This is a genomic window from Erwinia artemisiae, from assembly GCF_051400835.1.
Lineage (GTDB): Bacteria > Pseudomonadota > Gammaproteobacteria > Enterobacterales > Enterobacteriaceae > Erwinia > Erwinia aeris.
This window is the reverse complement of sequence record NZ_JBLFFM010000006.1, coordinates 54,522-77,398: the sequence shown is the minus strand read 5'-3', so window position 1 is coordinate 77,398 and position 22,877 is coordinate 54,522. Positions and strand designations below refer to the sequence as shown.

At 58.4% G+C, this 22,877-nt stretch carries 17 protein-coding genes; 10 read left to right on the top strand and 7 right to left on the bottom strand.

The features are described 5' to 3' along the window. Window positions 1-10 precede the first annotated feature (10 nt). The 5 genes from mrcB (at window position 11) to fhuB (ending at window position 8,687) form a co-directional block, all read left to right on the top strand. Window positions 11-2,530, top strand: coding sequence for a bifunctional glycosyl transferase/transpeptidase (gene mrcB, locus ACMGEE_RS14485; RefSeq protein ID WP_436830254.1), 2,520 nt, complete (start codon window positions 11-13; stop codon window positions 2,528-2,530). A 274-nt stretch (window positions 2,531-2,804) separates the two neighbouring features. Next, window positions 2,805-4,985: a ferrichrome porin FhuA gene (fhuA, locus tag ACMGEE_RS14480; RefSeq protein WP_436830253.1), complete on the top strand. Its 2,181-nt coding sequence runs from the start codon at window positions 2,805-2,807 to the stop codon at window positions 4,983-4,985. 45 nt (window positions 4,986-5,030) lie between these two features. Next, window positions 5,031-5,825, top strand: coding sequence for a Fe3+-hydroxamate ABC transporter ATP-binding protein FhuC (fhuC, locus tag ACMGEE_RS14475; RefSeq protein ID WP_436830252.1), 795 nt, complete (start codon window positions 5,031-5,033; stop codon window positions 5,823-5,825). Window positions 5,826-5,835: 10 nt separating this feature from the next. Continuing rightward, window positions 5,836-6,717: a Fe(3+)-hydroxamate ABC transporter substrate-binding protein FhuD gene (fhuD, locus tag ACMGEE_RS14470; RefSeq protein ID WP_253455205.1), complete on the top strand. Its 882-nt coding sequence runs from the start codon at window positions 5,836-5,838 to the stop codon at window positions 6,715-6,717. Beyond that, window positions 6,714-8,687, top strand: coding sequence for a Fe(3+)-hydroxamate ABC transporter permease FhuB (gene fhuB, locus ACMGEE_RS14465; protein WP_436830251.1), 1,974 nt, complete (start codon window positions 6,714-6,716; stop codon window positions 8,685-8,687). Before fhuD ends, fhuB begins: the two co-directional genes overlap by 4 nt. A 37-nt stretch (window positions 8,688-8,724) precedes the next feature. Here fhuB and hemL read toward each other — a convergent pair whose 3' ends face one another. After that, a complete protein-coding gene (hemL, locus tag ACMGEE_RS14460; protein WP_253455203.1) occupies window positions 8,725-10,008 on the bottom strand; it encodes a glutamate-1-semialdehyde 2,1-aminomutase in 1,284 nt (427 codons plus the stop codon). 169 nt (window positions 10,009-10,177) lie between these two features. Here hemL and clcA point away from each other — a divergent pair, with 169 nt between their 5' ends. Together clcA and erpA are read left to right on the top strand one after the other, a co-directional pair. Further along, entirely contained in the window at window positions 10,178-11,611 is a 1,434-nt protein-coding gene (gene clcA, locus ACMGEE_RS14455; RefSeq protein ID WP_301251374.1) for a H(+)/Cl(-) exchange transporter ClcA, read from the top strand. Window positions 11,612-11,689: 78 nt separating this feature from the next. Then, the gene (gene erpA / locus ACMGEE_RS14450) at window positions 11,690-12,034 is read left to right on the top strand and encodes an iron-sulfur cluster insertion protein ErpA (RefSeq protein WP_125289078.1); all 345 of its coding nucleotides are present in this window, start codon (window positions 11,690-11,692) and stop codon (window positions 12,032-12,034) included. Between the two features lie 35 nt (window positions 12,035-12,069). On the opposite strand, the gene ACMGEE_RS14445 is transcribed toward erpA, so the two are convergent. From ACMGEE_RS14445 to mtnN, 3 genes are all read right to left on the bottom strand, one after another. Continuing rightward, on the bottom strand, window positions 12,070-12,324 hold the full coding sequence (locus ACMGEE_RS14445; protein ID WP_253455201.1) for a hypothetical protein: 255 nt from the start codon (window positions 12,322-12,324) through the stop codon (window positions 12,070-12,072). Between the two features lie 137 nt (window positions 12,325-12,461). Next, window positions 12,462-13,235, bottom strand: coding sequence for a vitamin B12 ABC transporter substrate-binding protein BtuF (btuF, locus tag ACMGEE_RS14440; RefSeq protein WP_253455200.1), 774 nt, complete (start codon window positions 13,233-13,235; stop codon window positions 12,462-12,464). Next, window positions 13,228-13,923, bottom strand: a complete 696-nt coding sequence (gene mtnN, locus ACMGEE_RS14435) for a 5'-methylthioadenosine/S-adenosylhomocysteine nucleosidase (protein ID WP_253455199.1) — start codon at window positions 13,921-13,923, stop codon at window positions 13,228-13,230. The genes btuF and mtnN overlap by 8 nt, the downstream gene beginning before the upstream one ends. Window positions 13,924-14,011: 88 nt before the next feature. Here mtnN and dgt point away from each other — a divergent pair, with 88 nt between their 5' ends. The 3 genes from dgt to ACMGEE_RS14420 all read left to right on the top strand — a co-directional run bounded on the left by dgt (window position 14,012) and on the right by ACMGEE_RS14420 (window position 18,420). Next, window positions 14,012-15,526 (top strand): dGTPase, encoded by a 1,515-nt coding sequence (gene dgt, locus ACMGEE_RS14430; protein ID WP_436830250.1) that lies wholly within the window; start codon window positions 14,012-14,014, stop codon window positions 15,524-15,526. 145 nt (window positions 15,527-15,671) lie between these two features. Next, complete coding sequence (gene degP, locus ACMGEE_RS14425) at window positions 15,672-17,099, top strand: serine endoprotease DegP (protein WP_436830249.1); 1,428 nt, start codon at window positions 15,672-15,674, stop codon at window positions 17,097-17,099. Between the two features lie 163 nt (window positions 17,100-17,262). Next, the gene (locus ACMGEE_RS14420) at window positions 17,263-18,420 is read left to right on the top strand and encodes a CdaR family transcriptional regulator (protein WP_125289084.1); all 1,158 of its coding nucleotides are present in this window, start codon (window positions 17,263-17,265) and stop codon (window positions 18,418-18,420) included. 92 nt (window positions 18,421-18,512) lie between these two features. On the opposite strand, the gene ACMGEE_RS14415 is transcribed toward ACMGEE_RS14420, so the two are convergent. From ACMGEE_RS14415 to glnD, 3 genes are all read right to left on the bottom strand, one after another. After that, complete coding sequence (locus ACMGEE_RS14415; RefSeq protein ID WP_253455197.1) at window positions 18,513-18,905, bottom strand: DUF3461 family protein; 393 nt, start codon at window positions 18,903-18,905, stop codon at window positions 18,513-18,515. 311 nt (window positions 18,906-19,216) lie between these two features. Further along, window positions 19,217-20,041 carry a 2,3,4,5-tetrahydropyridine-2,6-dicarboxylate N-succinyltransferase gene (dapD, locus tag ACMGEE_RS14410; RefSeq protein ID WP_125289086.1) on the bottom strand — a complete coding sequence of 275 codons (825 nt, stop codon included), beginning with the start codon at window positions 20,039-20,041 and terminating at the stop codon, window positions 19,217-19,219. A gap of 91 nt (window positions 20,042-20,132) precedes the next feature. Then, window positions 20,133-22,778 (bottom strand): bifunctional uridylyltransferase/uridylyl-removing protein GlnD, encoded by a 2,646-nt coding sequence (glnD, locus tag ACMGEE_RS14405; protein ID WP_436830248.1) that lies wholly within the window; start codon window positions 22,776-22,778, stop codon window positions 20,133-20,135. Window positions 22,779-22,877: the final 99 nt, after the last annotated feature.

The following is a 22,877-nucleotide window of genomic DNA, read 5'->3' as shown; positions in this document are numbered from 1 at the left end:
AAAGAAACGAATGTCAGACGATCGCGAACCTATTGGGCGTAAAGGTAAACAGCCCAACCCCCCGCGCAAAAAGGCGGGCCGGGGTCGCCGCAGGGAAGTCGATAATATTGATTTTCAGGATGATGACCATAATAACGAGGAGAAAGTACCCGTGCCACGTAAAGGAAAAGGACGGCCGCCGCGTAAAAGAGGCTGGCTGAGCTTAATGATTAAGCTGCTGCTGGTATTTATTGTACTGATGGCGGTCTACGGGGTGTACCTGGATTCGCAGATCCGCAGCCGTATCGACGGCAAAGTCTGGCAGCTGCCCGCCACGGTGTATGGCCGCATGGTCAATCTTGAGCCGGGCATGGCCTACAATAAAAAAGAGATGATCGCGCTGCTCGAAGGCACGCAGTACCGCGAGGTGACGCGCATGACGCGGCCTGGCGAGTTTACCGTGCAGGGCAACAGCATTGAGATGATCCGCCGCCCGTTTGACTTCCCGGACAGCAAGGAAGGGCAAATCCGCGCGCGGCTGAGCTTTGACAACGACTCGCTGACCGAGATCAAAAACCTCGACAGCGGCCGCGACTTCGGCTTCTTCCGTCTCGACCCTCGTTTGATCACTATGCTGCAATCACCAAACGGCGAGCAGCGCCTGTTTGTGCCGCGTGCGGGCTTCCCGGATCTGCTGGTCGATACGCTGGTGGCTACCGAAGACCGCCATTTCTACGAGCACGACGGCATCAGCCTGTACTCTATCGGCCGCGCCTTCCTGGCGAATATCACGGCAGGAAAAGCGGTGCAGGGCGGCAGTACGCTGACCCAGCAGCTGGTGAAAAACCTTTTCCTGACCAACAAACGTTCGCTGTGGCGCAAGGCTAACGAAGCCTATATGGCGCTGATTATGGACGCGCGCTACAGCAAAGACCGCATTCTGGAGCTTTACCTGAATGAGGTTTATCTGGGCCAGGCGGGCAACGATCAGATCCGCGGCTTCCCGCTGGCGAGCCTCTACTACTTTGGCCGTCCGGTGGACGAGCTGAGCCTGGATCAGCAGGCGCTGCTGGTGGGCATGGTGAAGGGCGCGTCGCTCTATAACCCGTGGCGCAATCCGAAGCTGGCGCTGGAGCGCCGCAACCTGGTGCTGCGTCTGCTGCAGCAGCAGAAAGTGATCGACCAGGAGCTGTACGACATGCTCAGCGCCCGTCCGCTTGGCGTACAGCCGAAAGGCGGCGTGATCACGCCACAGCCTGCGTTTATGCAGATGGTGCGCAACGAGCTACAGGCGAAGCTGGGCGATAAGATCAAAGATCTTTCCGGCGTGAAAATTTTCACCACGCTGGATTCTGTTTCGCAGGATGCGGCAGAAAAAGCCGTGGAAGAAGGGATGTCGACGCTGCGTAAACAGCGCAACCTGAAGGATCTGGAAACCGCGATGGTGATCGTCGATCGCTTCAGCGGTGAAGTTCGCGCCATGGTTGGCGGTGCCGATCCCCAGTTTGCGGGCTATAACCGTGCGCTACAGGCGCGCCGGTCGATTGGTTCTCTGGCTAAGCCAGCCACCTATCTGACCGCGCTGAGCCAGCCGGATAGCTATCGCCTGAATACCTGGATTGCCGATAATCCGATCGCGCTGAAGCAGCCAAACGGTCAGGTCTGGAAGCCGCAGAATGATGACCGCCGCTTCAGCGGTCAGGTGATGCTGGTAGATGCGCTGGCGCACTCCATGAACGTGCCAACGGTGAACCTGGGCATGACGCTGGGCCTGCCGCAGGTGGTGGATACCTGGAGCAAACTCGGCGTGCCGAAGGCTGAACTCCAGCCGGTGCCGGCCATGCTGCTGGGCGCGCTGAACCTGACGCCGGTCGAAGTGGCGCAGGCGTTCCAGACTATCGCCAGCGGCGGCGATCGTGCGCAGCTTTCCGCGCTGCGCTCGGTCATTGCCGAAGACGGCACCGTGCTGTATCAAAGCTTCCCGCAGGCGGAGCGTACCGTGCCGGCCCAGGCCGCTTATCTGACCCTCTACGCGATGCAGCAGGTCGCGCAGCAGGGCACGGCCCGTGCGTTAGGCTCGCGCTATCCGAAGGCGCACCTTGCGGCGAAAACCGGCACCACCAACAATCAGATCGACAGCTGGTTCGCGGGCGTGGACGGCAAAGAAGTGGCGATCACCTGGATTGGCCGCGACAATAACCAGAGCACCAAACTGTACGGTGCCAGCGGCGCGATGCAGATCTACCGTCGCTATCTGGACAACCAGGCGCCGATGCCGCTGATGCCGACGCCGCCGGAAGATATCGCGCCGATGAACGTGGATTCAGCCGGTAACTTTGTCTGCGGCACGGGCAGCAGCAGCTGGCGGACGCTGCCGGTCTGGACCACCGATGCCGACGCACTCTGTCAGCAGCAGCAGCAGCAAATCCAGCAGCAGCAAATGCAACAGCAGCAAATGCAGCAGGAGCAGCAGCCTGCTCAACAGCCGCAAAACGAGCAGAAGGATGCGGATGGCGTGGCGGGTTGGATCAAGGATATGTTCGGTAAATAACTGAAAACAGGTGGAAAGCCGGTTCTTAACGAGCCGGCTTTTTTTTGCCTTTTTGGCGGCGGTGGCAGAAAAAGTAAACCGGTAAAAAGAGGCTTTTCAGCGCGACTGCATGACAACGGCTTTATTTTCCCTGCTTTATGCTGGCCTGAACTCCGCCGGATTCGCGCTAAAAGCGCCCGATTTTTTCTTGCGAAAGCGCCGGTAATTCGCCTATTATCCTGTCGTTATAATAATAATTCTCGTTTACATTCTACTTTTCATCAGAGAACGCTAAATGGCTATTTCATCTTTGAAATCATCCGCTTTGCCGATAAGCCGACTGGCCTGCCTTGTTGCCGTCGCGCTTTCCTCCTCTGCTTTCGCCGCCAGCGAACAGACTATTACCGTCAGCGCCAACGCCGATGCCGCCAGCGAAAACGCCTGGGGCCCGGCACCGACCATCGCCGCCAAACGCAGCGCCACCGGCACCAAAACCGATACGCCGATTGAAAAAAATCCGCAGTCCGTTTCGGTGGTGACCAGCGACGAAATCGAGATGCGCAACGTCAGTACGGTTAAGGAAGCCTTTAACTATGCGCCCGGCGTAATGACCGGCAACCGCGGCAGCTCGCAGGTTATCGACGCGCTGTCCATCCGCGGCTTCAGCGAAACCAACACCAATCAGTATCTGGACGGCCTGAAGCTCCAGGGCGATAACTACTCCGAATTCGCTATCGATCCTTATTTTCTGGAGCGCGCGGAGCTGCTGCGCGGGCCGGCATCCGTGCTTTACGGCAAGAGCAACCCGGGCGGCGTAGTTGCGCTGGTCAGCAAGCGTCCGACCACGGAAACGCTGCGCGAAGTGCAGTTCCAGATGGGGTCGGATAACCTGTTTTCCACCGGCTTTGATTTCGGCGGCGCGCTGGATGATGACGGCGTTTACTCCTGGCGCCTGACCGGCCTGGCGCGCAGTCAGGACGCGCAGCAGGATATGCAGAAAGAGAAGCGCTATACCGTGGCGCCGTCCTTCAGCTGGCAGCCCGACGCCAACACCAACTTCACGCTGTTAACCTATTTCCAGAACGAGCCGGAAACGGGCTACTACGGCTGGCTGCCGCGTCAGGGCACCGTGGTGCCGATCGTCGATGCCAACGGCCGGCAGCACAAGTTGGGCACCGATTTTGACGAAGGCGAGGCGAGCAACAAGATCTCCCGCAACACCAAAATGGTGGGCTATAACTTCTCGCACAGCTTTAACGATACCTGGACCGTGCGGCAAAACCTGCGCTACGCCGATCTGCGCACCGACTATCGCAGCATTTACGGTAACGGCTTCGACAGCGCCAATAACATTACCCGCGGTTATGCGGTGTCTGAAGAAGAGCTGAACCAGTTTGCCGTCGATAGCCAGGCGCAGGCGAAATTCGCTACGGGCGCGCTGGATCATACGCTGCTGCTGGGCGTCGACTATCAGCGTACCCGCAACGATATCAACGCCGGATTCGGCACCGCTTCCCGGCTGAGCACGCTGGATCCGCAGTACGGCAACGACAGCACCACGATCAACTTCCCGTATCACTATCTGAACAAGCAGGAGCAGACCGGCCTGTACGCGCAGGATCAAATGGAGTGGGACCGCTGGGTCATGACGCTGGGCGCGCGCTACGATTACGCGATGACCTCGGCGTTTAACCGTGATACCAACGCGCTGGCGAAAAACCACGACCAGGCTTTCACCTGGCGCGGCGGCCTGAACTACGTGTTTGATAACGGCGTGGCGCCTTATTTCAGCTACAGCGAATCCTTTATTCCGACTGCCGGAACCACCGCTGACGGGCAGCCGTTCGATCCGTCACGCGCTAAGCAGTACGAGGCTGGCGTAAAATACGTGCCGAAGGACCGTCCGATCGTCATCACCGGCGCGCTCTATCAGCTGACTAAAACCAAAAACCTGACGGCGAATCCCGATCCTGATTTTGCTAATTTCAGCGTGCAAAGCGGCGAAATCCGCTCGCGCGGCGTCGAGCTGGAAGCGAAGGCGGCGGTCAATGCCAACGTTAACGTTATCGCCTCTTACACCTATACCGACGCGGAATATACGCACGATACGCAGCTGAAAGGCAGAACGCCGGTGCAGGTGCCGAAACATATGGCGTCGCTGTGGGCCGATTATACCTTCCACGAAACGGCGCTTTCCGGCCTGACCGTGGGAAGCGGCGTACGCTATGTCGGCGAGAGCAAAGGCCTGTACAGCACCGGCCCTGATACTAATCAGAACTTCAACGTGGCGGCGTACACCACCGTCGATGCCGTGGTGAAGTACGATCTGGGGCGTTTCGGTCTGCCAGGCTCGTCGATTGGCGTCAACGTCAACAACCTCTTCGATCGGGATTATGTCGCCAGCTGCTATCGCGACTACGCCTGCTACTGGGGCGCCGAACGTCAGATCGTCGGCACCGCCACTTTCCGTTTCTAACCAAACCGGGCGCGGTTCGCCGCGCCCGTCAGGCAGAAAATTGTTATGCATTCTCCGCACCTGACCGACAGCACCTTCTCGCTGCATCAAACTTCATTTGCCGTTCCGGGCCGCATCCTGCTCCAGCCGCTGTCGCTGACCTTTCCCGCCGGAAAAGTCTGCGGGCTGATTGGGCATAATGGCTCCGGCAAATCCACGCTGTTAAAGCTGTTGGGGCGCCATCACGCCGCGACCGGCGGCGAAGTGCGGCTCAATGATAAAGCGCTGGCGCATTGGCCCGCTAAGCGCTTTGCCCGTGAGGTCGCCTATCTGCCGCAGCAGCTTCCCGCCGCCGAGGGCATGACGGTGCGGGAGCTGGTCTCGATGGGGCGCTATCCCTGGCACGGCGCGCTGGGCCGCTTCGGCAGCGAAGATCGCGATCGCGTCGATGAAGCCATTGCGCTGGTGGGCCTGAAACCTTTCGCCTCGCGTCTGGTGGACAGCCTCTCCGGCGGCGAGCGGCAGCGCGCCTGGATTGCGATGCTGGTGGCGCAGAACAGCCGCTGCCTGCTGCTGGATGAACCGACTTCCGCGCTGGATATCGCTCATCAGGTCGAGGTGCTGGCGCTTATCCAGCGGCTCAGCCATGAGCGGGGGCTGACCGTGATCGCCGTGCTGCACGATATCAATATGGCCGCCCGCTACTGTGACCACCTGGTCGCCTTACGCAACGGCGGGATGATTGCGCAGGGTGATGCCGGCGCGATTATGCAGCCGGAGGTGCTCCAGGCCATTTACGGTATCCCAATGGGCATTCTGCCGCACCCGGACGGCGGCACGCCGGTAAGTTTTGTTTACTAAAGGAATCTCCATGCCGGATTTTTATCGCCGCCGCCTGCTGATGGCGATGGCGCTTGCGCCTTTGCTGCCCGCCTTCGGCAGCCGTGCCGCGTCGGGCATTGACGCAGCGCGCATTGTGTCGCTGGAGTGGCTGCCGACGGAACTGCTGCTGGCGCTTGGCGTCGCGCCGATGGGCGTAGCCGAAATGTATAACTACCAGCTTTGGGTCGGCGAGCCAAAGCTGCCTGCCTCAACGGTGGATCTGGGCTTGCGCACCGAACCCAATCTTGAGCTGATGATGCAGATGCGGCCTTCGCTCATTCTTTACTCTTCCGGCTATGGGCCATCCAACGACAAATTTGAGAAAATCGCGCCCGCGATGGGCTTCGCCTTCAACGACGCCAGCGGCAAACCGCTGACCGTGGCGCGGCAGTCGCTGATGCAGCTGGCCGACCGTCTCGATCGCGTGCCGCAGGCGCAGCGCCATCTGGCACAGTTCGACGCCTTTATCGCCGCCGCCAGAAAGCGCGTTGCCGGTCGAAAGCGGCGTCCGGTGCTGCTGATGTCGCTGCTGGATGCGCGTCATGCGCTGGTTTTCGGCAAGGGCAGCCTGTTTCTGGAAGTGATGAACGAGCTGGGGCTGGAAAACGCCTGGCAGGGCGAAACCAATTTCTGGGGAAGCGCGGTGATCGGGCTGGAAAGACTGGCGACGCTAAAAGACGTCGAGGCGATCTGTTTTGCGCATGGCGACGATAATTTAATGCAGCAGGTCAGCGCGACGCCGCTCTGGCAGGCGATGGATTTTGTTCGGCAGCAGCGCTTTCGCCGCGTGCCGCAGGTCTGGTTCTATGGCGCAACGCTTTCTGCGATGCGTTTTTGCCAGTCGCTGGATCGGGCGCTGGAGCCGCTATGAAAAATGCCGCGCGTTTTCCCGTGTTCTTATTAACGCTGCTGTTCGCGCTGGCGCTGGGCCTGACCGGCTATAACTTCAGCCAGCATCTTGCGCCGTCGCTGTGGTTCAGCGCGATAAAAGCCGCCGGTCCCGAAAGCGTCAGCCAGATGGTGTTTCACTACAGCCTGCTGCCGAGGCTGGCGCTGTCGCTGCTGGTGGGCGCCGGGCTGGGGCTGGTGGGCCTGCTCTTCCAGCAGGTGCTGCGCAATCCATTAGCAGAGCCAACCACGCTTGGGGTCGCCACCGGCGCGCAGCTTGGCCTGACCATTGCCGCGCTCTGGAGCCTGCCGCTATTTGGCCAGCAGTTTGCCGCTATGCTCGGCGCGCTGGCCATCGGGCTGATTGTGTTTGGCATCGCCTGGGGGAAGCGGCTTTCTCCGGTCACGCTGATCCTGGCCGGCCTGGTGATGTCGCTCTATTGTGGCGCGGTCAATCAGCTTATCGGCCTGTTTAATCACGACAGGCTGCAGAATATCTTTTTATGGGGAACCGGCTCGCTGAACCAGATGGACTGGGGCAACGTCGAATTCCTGTGGCCGAAGCTGCTGACGGGCTTTGTGCTGGCGCTGCTGTTGCGCAGGCCGATGACGCTGATGGGGCTGGACGACGGCGTGGCGAAGAATCTGGGGCTGGGGCTGTCGCTGGCCCGCTTAAGCGTGCTGGCGCTGGCTATCGTGCTCAGCGCGCAGCTGGTAAACGCGGCGGGCGTGATCGGCTTTATCGGCCTTTTTGCGCCGCTGCTGGCAAAAATGCTGGGTGCAAGACGGCTGCTCAGCCGGATGCTGCTGGCGCCGTTTATCGGCATGTTGCTGCTGTGGCTGGCCGATCAGAGCGTGATCTGGCTGACCGATCGCTGGCAGGAAATTTCGACCGGTACGGCAACCGCGATTATTGGCGCACCGCTGCTGCTGTGGTTACTGCCGCGCCTGCGTACCGCTTCCGCGCCGCCCGCGCTGGATCGGGGCGATCGCGTGCCGGTCGAGCGCCACGGCCTGCTGTTGTGGTGTCTGGGCGGCGTGGCGCTGCTGTTGGCGCTGGGCGCCGTGGCGCTCAGCTTCGGGCGCGGCGCTGACGGCTGGACGTGGGCAAGCGGCGAACTGTGGCAGCAATTGTTGCCCTGGCGAATGCCAAGACTGGCGGCGGCGCTGGCGACGGGCATGATGCTGGGCGCGGCTGGCTGCCTGGTGCAGCGCCTGACCGGCAATCCGATGGCCAGCCCGGAAGTGCTGGGCATCAGCTCCGGCGCCGCCTTTGGCGTGGTGATTATGTTGTTTCTGGTGCCCGGCGACGCCTTCGGCTGGCTGCTGCCTGCGGGCAGCCTGGGCGCGGCAATCACGCTGCTGATTATTACCTTTGTGGGCGGGCGCGGCGGCTTTTCGCCCGAACGTATGCTGCTGGCGGGCATGGCGCTGAGTACCGCCTTTGCCACCCTGCTGCTGCTGCTGATGGCCAGCGGCGATCCGCGTATGGCCGGGCTGATGACGTGGATCTCCGGCTCGACCTATAGCGTGAGCGGCGAGCAGGCGATCAGGACGATAATCGTGGCGGCCGTGCTGCTGGCGCTGACGCCGCTGTGCCGTCGCTGGCTGACGCTGTTGCCGTTAGGCGGCGAAACGGCCCGCTCGCTGGGCGTGGCGCTGAAAACCTCGCGGATGGCGCTGCTGCTGCTGGCGGCCGCGCTGACGGCGGCGGCCACGCTGACCATCGGGCCGCTGAGCTTTGTCGGGCTGATGGCGCCGCATATCGCAAGGATGCTGGGTTTCCGGCGGGCGCTGCCGCAGCTGCTTATCGCCAGTCTGCTTGGCGGCGGTCTGATGATGATAGCGGACTGGTGCGGACGGATGGTGGCTTTTCCGGCGCAGGTGCCGGCGGGACTGCTGGCGACCTTTATCGGCGCGCCTTACTTCGTTTATCTGCTGCGGAAGGTGTGAAGGAAAGGGCAGCGCCTGGTGCGCTGCCCGACTACCGTTACGCCAGCTTAGCGAAGCTGCGGCGTGCGGCGTCCACCGTGCGCTGAATATCTTCCTGGCTGTGCGCCAGCGACATAAAGCCCGCTTCAAAAGCGGAAGGGGCGAGGTAAACGCCTTCTTCCAGCATCAGGTGGAAGAACTTCTTAAAGCGCTCCACGTCGCACTGGGTCACGTCCTGATAGCTGGTGACCTGGTCGGCTGCGGTAAAGAACAGCCCGAACATGCCGCCAACGTGGTTAACCACCAGCGGAATGTTGGTTTCTTCTGCCGCCTGCAGCAGGCCTTCCGCCAGGCGGGTGGTGAGGTCGGTCAGCGTGGCGTGCGTGCCGGGCTTCGCAATCTCGCTCAGGCAGGCAAAACCGGCTGCCATCGCAATCGGGTTGCCGGAAAGGGTACCCGCCTGATAAACCGGCCCCGTCGGCGCCAGCGCTTCCATTACTTCGCGACGGCCGCCAAACGCGCCGACCGGCATTCCACCGCCGATGATTTTGCCCAGGCAGGTTAAATCCGGCACCACGCCGTAATGCGCCTGCGCGCCAGCCAGCGCCACGCGGAAGCCGGTCATCACTTCATCGATAATCAGCAGCGCGCCAAATTCGTCGCAGAGCGCGCGCAGGCCTGGCAAAAATTCCGGCAGCGGCGGGATGCAGTTCATATTGCCCGCGACCGGCTCGACGATGATGCACGCGATTTCATGCGGATACTGCTCAAAAGCGGCGCGCACGGAATCCAGATCGTTATAGGTGCAGGTCAGCGTGTGCTTAGCAAAATCGGCCGGAACGCCCGGTGAATTCGGCTGGCCGAGGGTCAGCGCGCCTGAACCGGCTTTCACCAGCAGGTGATCGGCGTGGCCATGGTAGCAGCCTTCAAATTTGATAATTTTGTCGCGATGGGTAAAACCGCGAGCCAGGCGAATGGCGCTCATTGTTGCTTCGGTGCCGGAGTTCACCATCCGCACCATGTCCATCGTCGGTACCAGTTCGGTCACCAGCTCGGCCATTTTGACTTCCATCTCGGTCGGCGCGCCAAAGCTCAGGCCGCGCTCTACGGCTTCGATAACCGCGTTACGGATGGCAGGATGGTTATGGCCCAACACCATCGGTCCCCAGGAGCCGACGTAATCGATATAGGCTTTGCCGTCGGCGTCGTAAAGATAAGCGCCGTTAGCGCGTTCAATAAAGAGCGGTACGCCGCCAACGCCGGTGAAGGCGCGTACCGGCGAGTTGACGCCGCCGGGAATAACTTGCTGTGCCTGAGCATACAGATTTTCAGACTTACTCATGGTTCCGCTCCTGAGGATGCATTAAGAAAAACCCCGCCATTCTAAGGGAACAGACGGTCGGGTTGAAAGGCCGCTGGCGCTTTTGACACGAAAGGATCAGCTTTTCCTGGCGACAGCCGCGACGGGATGAGTAAAATATCAGCTTCGCCTGAACTGATACGAATGGACTATGCAGCAGACAACCTCTTCGTCCGACCAGTTACACGTGGTGCCAGCCCGACGCGGCGACTTTCTCCGCCTGCTATTAAGACGCGATAAAACGCCGGTCGTGGTGTTAATTATGGCAGGCATTGTCGGCCTGCTGGCCGGACTGGTAGGCGTCGCCTTCGAAAAAGCGGTGCATAGCGTCAGCCACTGGCGGTTGGCAATGCTGGCAGACGTTGAACAACACTGGATCCTGCTGTTTCCGCTGGCGTTTATCCTTTCCGCACTGCTGGCCGTCGTGGGGTACTATCTGGTGCGCCGCTTTGCGCCGGAAGCCTCAGGCTCCGGTATTCCGGAAATCGAAGGCGCGCTGGAAGAGCTGCGGCCGGTGCGCTGGTGGCGGGTAATCCCCGTTAAATTTATCGGCGGCATGGGAACGCTGGGCGCGGGCATGGTGCTGGGACGCGAAGGGCCGACGGTGCAGCTGGGCGGCAACATCGGCCGCATGGTGCTGGATATTTTCCGCCTGAAAAGCGCCGAGGCCCGCCACTCTTTGCTGGCTACCGGTGCGGCTGCCGGGCTTTCAGCCGCGTTTAACGCGCCGCTGGCGGGCATTCTGTTTATCATCGAAGAGATGCGTTTGCAGTTTCGCTACAGCGTTATCTCTATCAAGGCCGTGTTTATCGGCGTCATTATGTCCAGCATCGTGTTCCGCATTTTCAACGGCGAACACGCGGTGATCGCCGTCGGTAAACTTTCCAACTCGCCGGTCAACACGCTCTGGCTCTATCTGCTGCTGGGCATGATTTTCGGCATCGTTGGCGTAGCGTTTAACGCGCTGATTTTTAAAACGCAGGATATGTTTCAGCGCCTCCACGGCGGCAACCTGAAAAAAATTCTGATTATCGGTGCCGTGCTGGGGGGCGTTTGCGGCGTGCTGGGCGTCATCGAGCCGGAGGCTGCAGGCGGCGGCTTTGAGCTGATCCCCATTGCGGCGGCCGGTCATTATACCGTGGGCACGCTGCTGTTTATTTTTATCGCCCGCATGGCGACAACGCTGCTCTGTTTTGGCTCCGGCGCGCCGGGCGGTATTTTCGCGCCGATGCTGGCGCTGGGCACGCTGCTGGGCACCGCGTTCGGCATGGCCAGCGCCTCGCTGTTTCCTGCTTATCAGCTGGAAGTCGGTACTTTTGCCATTGCGGGCATGGGCGCGCTGTTCGCCGCTTCGGTCAGGGCGCCGCTCACCGGCATCGTGCTGGTACTGGAAATGACCGATAATTATCAGCTTATTCTGCCGATGATTATCACCTGCCTTGGGGCAACCTTACTGGCGCAGTTTCTCGGCGGCAAACCGCTTTACTCCTCGCTGCTGGCGCGCACGCTGGAAAAACAGCAGCAGGCCGATGACGCGGTAGCAGCGGCTGCTAACACCACAACCGACAAACAGGCGCATACTTGATTGCTATACTGGTGTGTAAGATAATGGTGCGATTAATGGTCGAATTCTGACCGGCCCGAGTGCCTGATGGAGTATGAAATGAGTGAAGATGTAGCTCTGCCCCTGCAGTTTACCGAAGCAGCGGCCAGTAAAGTTAAAAACCTGATCTCAGATGAAGAGAATCCCGATCTGAAACTGCGTGTCTATATTACCGGCGGCGGTTGCAGCGGTTTCCAGTACGGCTTCACCTTTGACGATAAGGTCAACGATGGCGATATGACGATTGAAAAATCGGGCGTGGCGCTGGTGGTGGATCCTATGAGCCTGCAATATCTGGTTGGCGGCTCGGTGGACTATACCGAAGGGCTGGAAGGCTCGCGTTTTATCGTGACTAACCCGAACGCCAAAACCACCTGCGGCTGCGGTTCTTCTTTCAGTATCTGAATAAAAAACCCCGACGTTGCCGCCGGGGTTTTCGCTTACCATTCTACAGTGACCAGTTTCGACGTCTGGCGCGTTTCGCGGTTAGACGAAATCGCCGTCTGCGTGACTTTCGGCTGTGCGGCTCTTTGTTGGCCGCAGTCCACTGCAGGTGTTCTTGCTGTGATAGTACTCTGCCCGTCAATGTGACATTGGGAGTAAATGGTCAGCCTGACGCCAATGCTGCCGGTAATGGAAGCAGCAGCCGCCTGACCTGCCATCATCAGGCCTAAGGCCATATAAACGGCTTTCATTGCTGTAGTTTCCTGGTGTAAAAGGGCAAAAGCCCTGAAATGCCGGGCGGCGCTTATAACAGCCTTGCCGCCTCGTAATTAGGTTAACGACCATCTTCGTTGAAACTTTAACCGACTTTAGTACAGGGTCTGCCGTCTCAGGGCTGCAACTGACTGCACAATGCCCGTGCTGCCTGAAGAATGCGCGGGCCGGGCCGGCTGAGCCAGTCATCATTTATTACAATTACCTGCGCGTTGAGCTGTGGCCGCCAGAAGGCGCTGACGGCGGCGGCGTCACCTCCCGTCACGATGGCCTGCGGATGCCGCATTAAAACCTGCTCGCGGCTGACCTGGGGCCAGGCGACGCGGCTGTCGGCAAAGATGTTTTCGCCGCCGCACAGCTGTACGATTTCGTTTTGCAGCGTATTACGCGAGGCGGTGAAAAGCGGCCGCTGACCAAACTGTAAAAACACCGACACTTTGCGTGCGTGCTGATAGCGCCTCTGCAGATCATCCCACTGCTGCTGTAGCGCCGCCGCCTGCCTGTCAGCCTGTTCCGGGTGTGGACTGAAGGCTTTAAGATCGCGCACGGCGGCAATCATCTCGCCAATCGTGGCTGGCGCCAGCCACACCACCTTAATGCCGAAGGCTGCCAGCTGATCGACCTGTCGCTGCGGATTTCCCTCGCGCCAGGCAAGCACCACGTCCGGTTTCAGGTTGATGATGCGTTCAACGTTAATTCCCTGCCAGTTCGCCACCTGTTCGATAGCGGCGGCAGCGGGGGGATAGTCGGAATAAGCGCTGACGGCGACAGGCGTGATGCCTGCGGCAAAAGCCAGTTCGGTCAGGTTTGGCGCAAGGGTGATAACGCGGGGCGTGGCGGCTGCCGCTCCGTAACAGAGCAGCAGCAACAGGGCGAAAAGCTTAGCCACGAAGGTGGGTCAGCAGCGTTTCCACCAGCAGTGAGGACTGCTTAGCGGCAACGGTCAGGAACTCGTCAAAGCTCAGATGCGACTCCTGGTCGGCCACGTCGGAAATGGCTCGCACCACTACGAACGGCGTGCCGAACTGGTGGCAAACGTGAGCGATAGCGGTCGCTTCCATCTCTACGCCTACGGCCTGCGGGAAAGTCGTACGAATGCGCGCCAGCGGTTCGGCACCGTTAATAAAGGCATCGCCGCTCACGACCAGGCCGCGTACGGCGTTCAGGCCAAGCTTAGCGATGCAGCTTTCCGCCGCGGCAATCAGTTTATCATCGGCCGTAAAGGCTGCCGGACAGCCTGCCATCTGGCCTGGCTCGTAGCCGAAAGCGGTGACGTCGGCATCGTGATAGCGCACCTCGTCGGATACCACGATATCGCCGACCTTCAGCGTGGAGGCCAAACCGCCTGCGGAACCGGTATTAATCACAAAATCCGGTTTGCACAGCTCCAGCAGCAGCGTGGTGCCCATCGCCGCAGAAACTTTGCCGATACCCGATTTCAGCAGGGCAACCTCAACGCCGTTCAGCGTGCCGGTATAGATCTCGCAACCGGCCAGCGCGATAGTCTGACGATTTTCAATTTTATCGCGCAGCAGGGTTACTTCCTGCTCCATCGCGCCAATAATGCCTGCTTTCATAGGAATGCTCGCTATTGTTGTGGAAGTTGTTCAATGTAGTGCATAGTTTATCATGATTAGCAGGTTTAACTCATCAGGGCGGGCTAGTATGACAGCGACAGATTTCAGGACGAAATTCAGTTTCGAGCGGCCCTTTAATAACCGCGAAAAGCCCGAAGGCGAATATTATATTACCCGCCATTTTGAAAGCGATCGCGGACGTATTATTAATTCGGCGGCTATTCGGCGACTTCAGCAAAAAACGCAGGTCTTTCCTCTGGAGCGAAACGCCGCCGTGCGCTCGCGGCTGACGCATTCGCTGGAGGTGCAACAGACCGGCCGCTATATCGTGAAAGAGGTGCTTCAGGCACTGCGAAAGCAGCCTGGCGGGCTGGAAAAGTACGGCCTGGCCGATTTAACCGGCGCCTTTGAAAGCCTGGTGGAAATGGCCTGCCTGCTGCATGACGTCGGTAATCCGCCGTTCGGCCATTTTGGCGAGGCGGCGATCAACGACTGGTTCCGCGTGAATTTGCCCGGGCTGCTGACCGAGCCGCAGGAGGCCGGGGTTGATGACAGCGAGCAGAATGAAAAATTTCTCGCCATGAATGCCCGTCTTCGTCAGGATCTTTGCCATTTTGAGGGCAACGCGCAGGCTATTCGCCTGGTGCATACGCTGCTTCAGCTTAATCTTTCCTATGTACAGGTCGCCTGCATTTTAAAATACACGGCGCCGGCCTGGTTTCAGGGCGAAAAACCGCCGCAGTTTAGTACGCTGATGAAAAAGCCAGGCTATTATCTTTCCGAAGAGAAGTACGTGGCCGATCTGCTCAGGGCAACCAACACACAGCAATATCATCGTTTTCCGCTGACCTATATTATGGAAGCCGCCGACGATATCTCTTATTGTATTGCCGACCTGGACGACGCCGTAGAAAAAGCGATTTTCAGCGTCGACCAGCTTTATCAGTTTTTAGAAGATGAGTGGACGCTGCTGCGAAAAAACAAAAAGGTCACCTCTGACGAACTCTTTGTAAAGATTGTCGGCTTTGCTTACTCCGAGGCGCAAAGTAAAGAGCGTTATCGCAGCCGGAGCGATACCTTTTTTATGAAGCTTCGCGTTAAAGTACAGTCCGCATTGGTCGAGCACGCCGTTAAACGCTTTGTCGATAATATCGGGCCAATCTGGCAGGGAAGTTTTAATCATTCGCTGCTGGAAGATGACGGCGATGAAAACCAGCTGTTGAATATGTTTAAAAAAGTCGCCAGAAAGCACGTATTTAATCATCCGGAAGTCGAACAGCTGGAGCTACAGGGTTATCGGGTTATAAAAGGCCTGCTGGATATTTATAAGCCATTATTACAGCTTTCTTATCAGGATTTTAACATGCTGATAAATGAGGATTTCCATCCGGACTACCCAATTGAAACACGGCTGTTTCATAAATTATCCGGCAAGCACCGGAAGGCTTATTCGGTGCATATGAAAAACCTGAAGATCGAACAGCGATTTGAACGTCTGCTCTGGGAGCGTTATTATCGGGCGCGTTTGCTGCAGGATTATGTCAGCGGCATGACCGATCTTTATGCCTGGGACGAATATCGTCGTTTGATGGCAGTGGAATAAGCGTTTTTTCCGGCGGGTTTGTAAAGGCAGAGAATATTTTTTTACTTTTCGCTGAAACTTATACATGAACTTAGCGTTAAAAAATGACTCTTACCAGCACGTCCGCTGCACGTTTCGCCTATCAGAACAGAAGAGAATCAGACGCATGAAAAAAACACTTTTAGCCAGCGCGCTGGCCCTGAGCCTGGGAATGGCCATGGGCCCGCTGACCGCTACGGCCGCAGAAACGGCTTCTTCTTCCAGCCAGCAGCTGCCAAGCCTGGCGCCGATGTTAGAAAAAGTGATGCCTTCAGTAGTGAGTATCAACGTTGAAGGAAGCACAACGGTACGCACGCCGCGTTTACCTCAGCAGTTCCAGCAGTTCTTCGGCGGCAACTCGCCTTTCTGTCAGGATGGTTCGCCTTTCCAGGGCTCGCCAATGTGTCAGGGCGGCGGTCCGCAGGGGGGTGCCGATACCCAACAGGAGAAATTCCGCGCGCTGGGTTCAGGCGTAGTCATCAACGCAGAGAAAGGCTATGTCGTTACCAATAATCACGTAGTCGATAACGCGACGAAAATTCAGGTGCAGCTGAGCGATGGCCGCAAATACGAAGCTAAGGTAATCGGCAAAGATCCGCGCTCCGATATTGCGCTGATCCAGCTTAAAGATGCGAAGAACCTTACGGCGATTAAGATTGCGGATTCCGATAACCTTCGCGTCGGCGACTACACCGTGGCGATTGGCAACCCCTATGGACTGGGCGAAACGGTTACCTCCGGCATCGTTTCCGCGCTGGGCCGCAGCGGCCTGAACGTGGAAAACTATGAAAACTTTATTCAGACGGATGCGGCTATCAACCGGGGCAACTCCGGCGGCGCGCTGGTGAACCTCAACGGCGAGCTGATCGGCATTAACACCGCCATTCTGGCACCGGACGGCGGCAATATCGGCATCGGCTTCGCCATCCCAAGCGATATGGTGAAAAACCTGACGGCGCAGATGGTGGAGTATGGCCAGGTGAAACGCGGCGAACTGGGGATCATGGGCACCGAGCTGAACTCCGAGCTGGCGAAAGCAATGAAGGTGGACGCGCAGCGCGGCGCCTTTGTCAGCCAGGTACTGCCGAATTCTTCGGCGGCGAAGGCGGGCGTGAAAGCGGGCGACGTGGTGATTTCCATCAACGGCAAGCAGATTTCCAGCTTTGCAGCGCTGCGCGCGCAGGTCGGATCGCTGCCGGTTGGCACTAAAATGGCGTTGGGGCTGATCCGCGACGGCAAACCGATGACGGTCAACGTTGAGCTGCAGCAAAGCTCGCAGGCGAAAGTCGATTCCGGCAATATCTATGTCGGTATTGAGGGCGCCGATCTCAGTAACTACGATGCAAAAGGCATGAAGGGCGTGAAGGTCAATGACGTTAAGGCGGGCTCCGCCGCGGCGCGTATTGGCCTGAAGAAAGACGACGTGATTTTGGGCGTTAACCAGCAGGCGGTGGCTAACCTGGGCGAGCTGCGCAAAATCCTCGACGGCAAACCTTCCGTGCTGGCGCTGAACATTCTGCGCGGCGACGCCTCTATCTATTTGTTAATGCAGTAACTTCCTGCCGGATGCTGGCCCATAAGGCCAGCATCCCCCTTAACAACGCCTTTTCATCTTTCCGCTTATTTTTACACTCTGGATCACGCCTGGTGCATTTGCATGATGTCGCGACGCCAGCCTGCAGGTATGCTGGCCTGACGAGACATTTCAGGAGTGACGGATGGCCACCTATCATCTTGATGCCCGCCTTGCGCAGGAAATCGTTGCCCGCACCATGAAAATAATTGACAGCAATGTCAACGTGATGGACGCACGTGGCCGGATCATCGGCAGCGGCGACCGGGAACGTATTGGAGAAATGCACGAAGGCGCGCTGTTGGCGCTGTCTCAGGCACGGATCGTGGATATTGATGAAGCGGTAGCAAGACATCTGCACGGCGTACGGCCCGGCATCAATCTGCCTATGCGTATCGACGGCGAGATCGTCGGCGTTATCGGCCTGACCGGCGAGCCGGAATCGCTGCGGCACTATGGCGAGCTGGTTTGCATGACGGCAGAAATGATGCTGGAACAGGCGCGACTGCTACATATGCTGGCGCAGGACAGCCGTCTGCGCGAAGAGCTGGTGCTGAATCTTATTCGTAGCGACACGCTTTCTCCGGCGCTGAACGAATGGGCGCAGCGGTTACGCATCGATCTTAACCAGCCGCGCGTGGTGGCAGTGGTCGAGGTCGACAGCGGCCAGCTTGGCGTGGACAGCGCCATGTCGGAACTGCAGCAGCTGCAAACGCTGCTTACCACGCCAGAGCGGGATAATTTAATCGCCATCGTGTCGCTGACCGAAATGGTGGTATTGAAACCTGCTTTTAACTCACATGGTCGCTTTGACGCGGAAGACCACCGTAAACGGGTGGCGCTTTTGCAGTCCAGAATGAAAGAAAACGGCCATCTGCGGATGCGCATCGCGCTGGGCAACTTTTTTACCGGGCCGGGCAGCATCGCCCGCTCTTATCGCACCGCGCGCACCACCATGCTGGTAGGCAAACAGCGTATGCCGGAAGAACGCAGCTATTTCTATCAGGATCTGGTGTTGCCCGTGCTGCTGGACAGCCTGCGCGGCGGCTGGCAGGCCGGAGAGCTGTCCCGACCGCTGGCAAAGCTGAAGGCCATGGACAACAATGGCCTGCTGAGAAGAACGCTAATCGCCTGGTTCAGCCACAACGTGCAGCCTTCAGCTACCGCGAAAGCGCTTTATATTCATCGTAATACGCTTGAATACCGGCTTAACCGCATTTCCGAGCTGACAGGGCTGAATCTGAGTAGTTTTGACGACAGGCTGCTGCTTTACGTGGCGTTGCAGCTGGATGATGAGCCTTAAAGCGTTGGCCGCAGAAACCTGGAAAAGAGTGACCAATGCGCCAGGCCCTGACGCATTGAAGAACGGAAACAGAGCAGGGAGTAACGGCGTGCTTAGCGGCTATTGCGCGTCAGTTTTTCCAGATCGGCCTCAATTTCGGCGATCTTATTGGTTACCACGCCTTCCAGATGACGCAGATCGTCCAGGATTTTGCGTTTCAGATCGACTTCCACCTGATCGCGCTGGCAGATCTGATCCAGCTCGTCAATCACGTAACGCAGGTTAGGGCTGATCTCCTGGATCTCTTTGAATCCCTGGCTGACGTTATCGGCCACCACGGTTTTGCGCTGGCGCGGATATTTAAACTTCACGCTTTTAGCGAAAAACTCACCCTTGTCTTTGCGAAAGTAGATTTTCAGAATGTCGTTGCTGGCTTCCTGACGCAGGCTGTAGCGATCGATGTCGTCGGGATTGGCGATACCTAAACCTTTCAGATTGTCATACATAAGATTTTTTCCTGTGCGGGAGAATAGTCATTCGGCTGCGCTTTACAAATACTCTGTGGTGCAAGGTGCGGTTTTTACCGGCCGCGCTGCGGCGGCACGTTGCTCCCTGTTTTTGCCAGGCCTGCTCGTCCCGTGCTCAGCTGAGTATATGTGAAAATCTGAAAAGGGGCGGGGAACCTGTACGCTGGTTGGCGCGGATTATCGCCTGGTTATTGCGCAATAGCACTACTTATTTTTTGATGGAAAACATCTTTTTAAGGCAGGCGTGTAAAGAAAAACTGACGGGCCGCAAAGCGCGGCCCGGAGGAGAATTAGTCGATGGTGCGCAGCAGTTCGTTGATACCGACTTTGCCACGGGTTTTCGCATCTACTTTTTTCACGATAACCGCGCAGTACAGGCTGTAGCTGCCGTCTTTGGAAGGCAGGTTGCCGGAAACCACTACGGAGCCGGCAGGCACGCGGCCGTAGTGCACTTCGCCGGTTTCGCGGTCGTAGATTTTGGTGCTCTGGCCAATGTAGACGCCCATAGAAATCACCGCGCCTTCTTCAACGATCACGCCTTCCACGATTTCAGAGCGCGCGCCGATAAAGCAATTGTCTTCGATGATGGTCGGGTTAGCCTGCAGCGGTTCCAGCACGCCGCCGATACCGACGCCGCCGGACAGGTGCACGTTTTTACCAATCTGCGCACAGGAGCCAACGGTCGCCCAGGTGTCCACCATTGAGCCTTCATCAACATAAGCGCCAATATTGACATAAGAAGGCATCAGCACGGTATTGCGTGCGATAAAAGCGCCCTGACGAACGGCAGCTGGCGGCACCACGCGGAAACCTTCTTTCTTAAAACGAGCGTCGTCGTAATCGGCAAATTTCATCGGAACTTTGTCGTAATAACGGCTTTCTGCGCCATCAATCACCTGATTGTCATTGATGCGGAAAGAGAGCAGCACGGCCTTTTTCAGCCACTGATGCGTCACCCACTGGCCGTCGATCTTCTCAGCCACGCGCAGCGCGCCGCTGTCCAGCAGCGCGATAACCTGGTTAACCGCTTCTCGCGTAACGGTATCGGCATTGGCTGGGGTAATCTCGGCGCGGCGCTCAAAGGCGCTCTCAATAACACTCTGTAACTGTTGCATTAATTAAGCTTTCCTGTGTCAAATCATGTTTCGAGACGCGCCTGCAGCTAATCGGCCGCGCGCCCGAAAGCGGGGTAAAAGTAAATCCTGGTCACACTTTATCGTTTGGATTAAGGGCCTCTGTCAACCGTTGTCGCAACTCGTGGCGTAATTCGCGGCTGAGCGCGCGGCGATCGCTGTTGGCCAGGATAAACAGATCCTCGACGCGCTCGCCGATGGTGCTGATGCGCGCGCCGTGCAGCGACACGTTCAGATCGGCGAAGATCTCCCCAACGCGCGCCAGCAGACCCGGCTGATCCAGGGCGATCAGTTCCATATAGGTGCGTCTGTCGGTATGGCTCGGTAAGAATTTCACTTCGGTATCCACGCTAAAATGTTTTAGCCTGGCCGACTGGCGGCGGACTCTCGCTGGCTGGAAGCTGGTTTGCCCGATAGCCTGATCCAGCGCCTGGCGGATGGCCTCGTGTCGATCCGGTGCCAGCGGGCTGCCGTCCGGCTCCAGCACGATAAAGGTATCCATCGCCATGCCGTCGCGGCTGGTAAAGATCTGCGCGTCGTGCACGCTAAGGTTGCGTCTGTCCAGCTCGCCCGCCACGGTGGCGAACAGATAAGGACGGTCCGGGCTCCAGATAAAAATTTCCGTGCCGCCGCGTGTCGCCTGAGGGCTGAGCAGCACCAGCGGCTTCGACAGATCGTGTTCCATCAAATGACGAGCGTGCCAGGCCAGCTGGTTCGGCGTATGGCGCAGGAAATAGTCCGCTCTGCAACGCGCCCAGATATCGCGCAGCGCCTGCTCATCCAGATTGTCCATACGCAGCAGCGCCAACGCCTGCAAACGGTGATGGCGGACGCGTTCTCGCAGATCAGGGCTGTGTTCCATTCCGCGCCGCAGCTGTTTCTCGGTAGCGAAAAACAGCTCGCGCAGCAGGCTCTGCTTCCAGCTATTCCACAGTGTTTCGTTGGTGGCGCAGATATCCGCTACGGTCAGACAAACCAGATAGCGCAGCCGGTTTTCGTTCTGCATCACCTCCGCGAAATGCTGGATCTCGGTGGGATCCTGAATATCGCGCCGCTGCGCCGTCACCGACATCAGCAGATGGTGACGTACCAGCCAGGCGACCAGCTGCGTTTCCCGCGAGTTCAGCCCATGCAGCTCGGCAAATTCCAGCGCGTCCTGCGCGCCCAGCACGGAGTGATCGCCGCCGCGGCCTTTGGCGATATCGTGAAACAGTCCGGCCATCAGCAGCAGCTCCGGCTGCGGCAGACGCGGCCAAATCTCTACGCAGAGCGGATGGCGTGGACGAGTCGCTTCATTGGCGAAGCTTTCCAGCTTTTGCAGGACGCGAATAGTATGCTCATCCACGGTATAGGCGTGAAACAGGTCAAACTGCATCTGGCCGACAATATTGCCCCACTGCGGCATATAGGCCCACAGCACGCTGTGACGATGCATAGGTACCAGCGCCCGGCTTACCGCGCCCGGATGCCGCAGGATGGACAGAAACAGCTCCCGCGCTTTGGGAAGCGTGCACAGCGGCTGCTGAAGCTGACGACGGGCAAAGCGCAGCTGGCGCAGCGTGGTGGAATAGATGCCGGTAATATTCGGCGTGCGCACCATCGTGTAAAACATGCGCATGATAGCAACCGGGTCGCGAGCGAACAGCGTTTCGTCAATCAAATCGATTAAGGTGCCGCGCAGCTGAAATTCATCGTCAATGGCGCGCGGTTTTTCATCCTCGCCCAGCGCCAGGATAGCCTCGTCGAACAGCTGTAGCAGCATCTGGTTCAGCTCGCCGATACGGCCGGTAACGCGATAAAAATCTTTCATCATGCGCTCGACCGGCTCGTTGCCTTCGCCCTGATAGTTCAGACGCTGCGCCACGTTCAGCTGGCGATCGAACAGCAGCCGGTTATCGTAGCGGCTGAGCGTCAGATGCAGGGCGAAACGTATACGCCACAGCAGGGACTGACACTCGTTCAGCTCGTTGCGCTCGGCCTGCGTCAGAAAGCCAAAACCGACCATTTCATCCAGGGACGTGGCGCCAAAGTGGCGGCGCGCCACCCACAGCAGCGTATGGATATCGCGCAGGCCGCCGGGACTGCTTTTGATATCCGGCTCCAGGTTATAACTGGTACCGTGATAGCGCTGGTGGCGCTCCTGCTGCTCGGCGATTTTGGCAGCGAAAAAGCGATCGGAAGGCCAGAACCCTTCGCTGAAAACGTTTTTTTGCAGTTCGAGAAACAGCGCGACGTCGCCGGTCAGCAGGCGTGATTCAATCAGGTTGGTGGCGACGGTAAGATCTGATAAGCCTTCCAGCAGGCACTCTTCCAGCGTTCTCACGCTGTGGCCCACTTCCAGCTTCAAATCCCACATCAGCGTCAGCAGCTCGCTGGTGCGCTGCGCATCCTCTTCGGAAAGCGATCGACGGCTCAGGATCAACACATCAATATCGGAAAGAGGATGCAGCTCGGCCCGCCCGTAGCCGCCCACGGCAACCAGCGCGATATCCTCCTGCTCCGGGAAACCGTAAAAGCGCCACAGGCGACGCAGCAGGCGATCGATAAACAGCGTGCGGGCGGCGATAAGCTGCTCAACGGCTTCTCCGGCGTCAAAGGCCTGGCCCAGCCGCTGCTGGAAATCATCAAGGTGCTGCTTCAGCGTATCGCGCGTCAGCTCCGCATCTGTCCATTCAGCAGGAGAATATGCCTGCCCGTAATCTCTAATTATCGTGTTCACGCCAGCGCTCCCGCATTCTCTGCCGCACAAAGACAAGCAGTGACAATAGCGTTTACCGGCACCCGAGATCAAAAGAAACTGGCAGATAGCAGATGGAAT

Coding starts and splice junctions, on each gene's coding strand:
- mrcB (WP_436830254.1), top strand. CDS start 11: ATGTCAGACGATCGCGAACCTATTGGGCGTAAAGGTAAACAGCCCAAC.
- fhuC (WP_436830252.1), top strand. CDS start 5,031: ATGCATTCTCCGCACCTGACCGACAGCACCTTCTCGCTGCATCAAACT.
- ACMGEE_RS14420 (WP_125289084.1), top strand. CDS start 17,263: ATGGCCACCTATCATCTTGATGCCCGCCTTGCGCAGGAAATCGTTGCC.
- ACMGEE_RS14445 (WP_253455201.1), bottom strand. CDS start 12,324: ATGAAAGCCGTTTATATGGCCTTAGGCCTGATGATGGCAGGTCAGGCG.
- ACMGEE_RS14415 (WP_253455197.1), bottom strand. CDS start 18,905: ATGTATGACAATCTGAAAGGTTTAGGTATCGCCAATCCCGACGACATC.
- dapD (WP_125289086.1), bottom strand. CDS start 20,041: ATGCAACAGTTACAGAGTGTTATTGAGAGCGCCTTTGAGCGCCGCGCC.
- mtnN (WP_253455199.1), bottom strand. CDS start 13,923: ATGAAAGCAGGCATTATTGGCGCGATGGAGCAGGAAGTAACCCTGCTG.
- degP (WP_436830249.1), top strand. CDS start 15,672: ATGAAAAAAACACTTTTAGCCAGCGCGCTGGCCCTGAGCCTGGGAATG.
- fhuD (WP_253455205.1), top strand. CDS start 5,836: ATGCCGGATTTTTATCGCCGCCGCCTGCTGATGGCGATGGCGCTTGCG.
- erpA (WP_125289078.1), top strand. CDS start 11,690: ATGAGTGAAGATGTAGCTCTGCCCCTGCAGTTTACCGAAGCAGCGGCC.
- clcA (WP_301251374.1), top strand. CDS start 10,178: ATGCAGCAGACAACCTCTTCGTCCGACCAGTTACACGTGGTGCCAGCC.
- fhuB (WP_436830251.1), top strand. CDS start 6,714: ATGAAAAATGCCGCGCGTTTTCCCGTGTTCTTATTAACGCTGCTGTTC.
- dgt (WP_436830250.1), top strand. CDS start 14,012: ATGACAGCGACAGATTTCAGGACGAAATTCAGTTTCGAGCGGCCCTTT.
- fhuA (WP_436830253.1), top strand. CDS start 2,805: ATGGCTATTTCATCTTTGAAATCATCCGCTTTGCCGATAAGCCGACTG.
- hemL (WP_253455203.1), bottom strand. CDS start 10,008: ATGAGTAAGTCTGAAAATCTGTATGCTCAGGCACAGCAAGTTATTCCC.